We start from the raw sequence: 2,850 nt of genomic DNA, 5'->3' as shown, positions 1-2,850 counted from the left end.
ATCCTCAATCATACGGGAGAGCGGCTCGGAAAAGCCTTCAGACACTTCAGAAGGTGCATTACTTTCAACCCAGCCCAGCAGCTCACCCGCCAGACCAGAGGCTTTCTCATAATAATCTGTAATGTCTGATTTCAGATCAGCAGGAATCCTTCCCCAAGGGTAAATATGGTAATACTCTTTAATATCTTTCTTCTGATGCCCCTTGGCCACTTCAGACACTTCTGGCGGGAAATAGCCGTCCTGTTTCACGGCATCAAACAGAAAATCCTGTTTGGCCGGAGAATTAAAGAAATTCAACCAGTTATCGTAAATTGACTGAACCAGATCCTGACTCAGGGGGTGATTGGTTAAAACCGCAAAACCGGTTTCGCGGAGCGATTCGACAAATTTTTGAGCCGCATCTGTGGCCGTATAGTCGACTACCTGAACGTCCATTAACTTGATATCCGGTGAAAAAAAGTGACGAAGTATTATCGTTTAGTAAAAGAAAAGAACAAGCTTTACGTAGCAATAAAGGCATTTAACCGGCTTTATACAAAAGATTGATTTTTTATTCTCAACAACCGCCGATAGGCTATAAGGATCTATGATATTGGCGTTCGCGTCCGAATTCCGGACTGGATTGAGTTCCGATTCAATGAAAAACTCCAACTTCATGCTAAAGCCCTGGCGACATTTGACTCTGGCACTACTAATGGGACAGTCGACAGCCATGTACAGCTCTACAGAACCCCTATCCGGGGTGCGAATTGAACGAGATAGTCTGGGAGAAGTGACTGTTCCCAGGGATGCCCTGTACGGTGCCCAGACCCAGCGAGCGGTTGAGAATTTTCCTGTCAGTGGCCAGTCATTGCCTCACCCTTTCATTGAAGCCATTGTCCGCATCAAAAAAGCCGCAGCCCGAACCAATCAGTCACTTGAGTTACTGGCTGATGACAATGCTCTGGCCATTATTGAAGCGGCAGACATTCTTATTGAAGGAAAATACGCTGATCAGTTTCCTATCGATGTCTTTCAGACTGGTTCTGGAACGAGCAGCAATATGAATGTGAACGAAGTGATCAGTAATCTGGTCAATCGTTCTTCCGGATTAAAAATCTCGCCCAATGATCACGTCAATATGGGCCAAAGTAGTAACGACGTGATTCCTTCTGCTATTCATGTATCGTCTGCATTGCTGATTCATAATCAATTGCTGCCCGCTTTGGATCATCTTCTGAAGGTCATGGAAAAGCGTCGGATAGAGCTTGAGAATACTGTGAAAACCGGCCGAACCCATATGATGGATGCCATGCCAGTGACTTTTGGTCAGGAAATCAGTGGTTGGATAGCGCTGCTCAACAATGACAGACAGCGAATCAGGCAGACCCTGGAGCGTCTCTCTCAACTCACCCTGGGTGGAACCGCTGTGGGAACCGGAACCAACACCCATGAAGACTTTGCAAAAAAAGTCAGCAAACAGCTGAGTCAGGATACCGGCCTGCTTTTCAAGCCTGCCAATAACTTCTTTGCTGCCCAAAGCCTGCCGGCCACAGCGCTTGAACTGTCTTCTGACCTTCGCAGTGTAGCGGTGTCACTGATGAAGATCGCCAATGATCTGCGCCTGATGAACAGTGGACCTTTGGCGGGGCTCGGTGAAATTGAACTGCCTACCCTGCAGCCTGGCTCCAGTATCATGCCAGGTAAGGTGAATCCGGTTATCTGTGAATCAGTTACTATGGCGGCCGCCCAAATCACAGGACTGGATGCAGCCATTGCTATTGCAGCCCAATCTGGTAATTTTCAGCTCAATGTTATGCTGCCACTGATCGCCAACAACCTGATCAATAGCATTACCCTGGCCAGCAATAGCAGCCTGATTCTCGCCGATAAAGCTATAGCCAATTTTACCGTCAGAGAAGCTCATATCAAAGAGACCCTGAGCCGCAATCCGGTGCTGGTAACAGCGTTGAACCCCTTGATTGGCTACATGAAGGCGGCAGAAATTGCCAAACAGGCGTATCGTGAAAAACGCCCGGTCATCGAAGTCGCTAAAGAAAAAACCGGCATGTCAGAAGAGGCTTTGAAGAAGATTCTGGACCCGGGACGGGCTACCAAAGGCGGCGTTGCCAAATAGCTCTGTCCTTCGATACTCTTTCTAACGGTTGGTCAGCCGGTACCAGATAAGCCCCAGATATTCGTGCAGGGCCAATTCACTCACCCTGAGATTTCGAACCCTTGGTATCCAGTAAGTCCCCTTCTGCCAGGTAATCTCTTTCGAGGCAAATGACATGGGAGCCGGAATCACTTTGAAGCCAACCCTTTCAAAACTCAATACTGACCTGGGCATATGCCAGGCATGAGTGATCAGGACAACGACAACCTGCTCTTTACCCGGTAGCTTTTTACCCCTTAGCTCTTTGCTCAGTAGTTTTTGACTGTTTCGGGCATTTTGCCGGGTTGACGTGCTCTGAGTTTCTATCCATGTCACATCAACGTTGTAGTCATTCTTCAGAACCCTGACCATCACTTCCGATTCAGGTCGTTTCCCTCCTCCAGCGACCAGAATGGGGACTTCACACTGCCGGTGCAGCAAGGCAGTATATCGAATGCGTTCAAGTGACAGAGGGGTGGGCTGATAGCCCTCCAGTTCAGGAGAGCTTCTGGGCCTTCCAGCCCCCAGTAGCACCATGGCGTCGGCCTTTTTACAAACACCTATATCAACAGGAGGATATATCTCCAGCCCCCTGGCCAAGAGGTTAGCAACAGGCGCAACAGAGAGTAGATAGAGAAAAATCAGAGCGACCCACGCCAGCCAGCCCATTGTTGTTTTAAAGATCATTCCCACAATCAGCATCCATACAATATTCA

3 protein-coding genes are annotated in these 2,850 nt (G+C 48.4%); 1 reads left to right on the top strand and 2 read right to left on the bottom strand.

Features of this window, described 5'->3' with window-relative positions; genetic code table 11:
* Positions 1-435: 2-oxoglutarate and iron-dependent oxygenase domain-containing protein (locus KDK16_RS02030; RefSeq protein ID WP_257274432.1), on the bottom strand; the 435-nt coding region annotated here is incomplete at its 3' end.
* Between the two features lie 277 nt (positions 436-712).
* Here KDK16_RS02030 and KDK16_RS02025 point away from each other — a divergent pair.
* Entirely contained in the window at positions 713-2,116 is a 1,404-nt protein-coding gene (locus tag KDK16_RS02025) for an aspartate ammonia-lyase (protein ID WP_257274433.1), read from the top strand.
* Between the two features lie 21 nt (positions 2,117-2,137).
* On the opposite strand, the gene KDK16_RS02020 is transcribed toward KDK16_RS02025, so the two are convergent.
* Positions 2,138-2,850: YdcF family protein (locus tag KDK16_RS02020; RefSeq protein WP_257274431.1), on the bottom strand; the 713-nt coding region annotated here is incomplete at its 5' end.

It is taken from the genome of Endozoicomonas sp. SESOKO4, from assembly GCF_024606275.1.
The sequence above is the reverse complement of the archived record's forward strand: the minus strand, read 5'-3'. Positions and strand labels throughout refer to the sequence as shown.